The following is a 253-nucleotide window of genomic DNA, read 5'->3' as shown; positions in this document are numbered from 1 at the left end:
GTGAATCATGGGATTGCGCTGCTTTTTTGAAATTCTATGAATAATCCAGGTTTATAGTTTGGAAAATATATTTCATCGATATACTTGGAGAAATCTCCCTTACCCTTCATCTCTGAAATTTCGTCAACTAGCTTTTGAAGCTGATTATTTGTATGATTTTCCAACATTAATCTCCATCTATCATAAAAAATTTCAATACGCAAATTGCAAGAACAAGTTAGCCACTCCGTGGCACGACACCGTGAGGCGAACT

1 protein-coding gene is annotated in these 253 nt (G+C 36.0%); it reads right to left on the bottom strand.

Annotated features, from left to right (window positions below):
* Positions 1-5: 5 nt before the first annotated feature.
* The coding region (locus FD01_RS16760; protein WP_235802969.1) for a hypothetical protein at positions 6-253 on the bottom strand (248 nt) is incomplete at its 5' end.

Origin of the sequence: Lacticaseibacillus manihotivorans DSM 13343 = JCM 12514, from assembly GCF_001435035.1 — a bacterium.
In the GTDB taxonomy this organism is placed as follows: Bacteria; Bacillota; Bacilli; order Lactobacillales; family Lactobacillaceae; genus Lacticaseibacillus; species Lacticaseibacillus manihotivorans.
The sequence above is the reverse complement of the archived record's forward strand: the minus strand, read 5'-3'. Positions and strand labels throughout refer to the sequence as shown.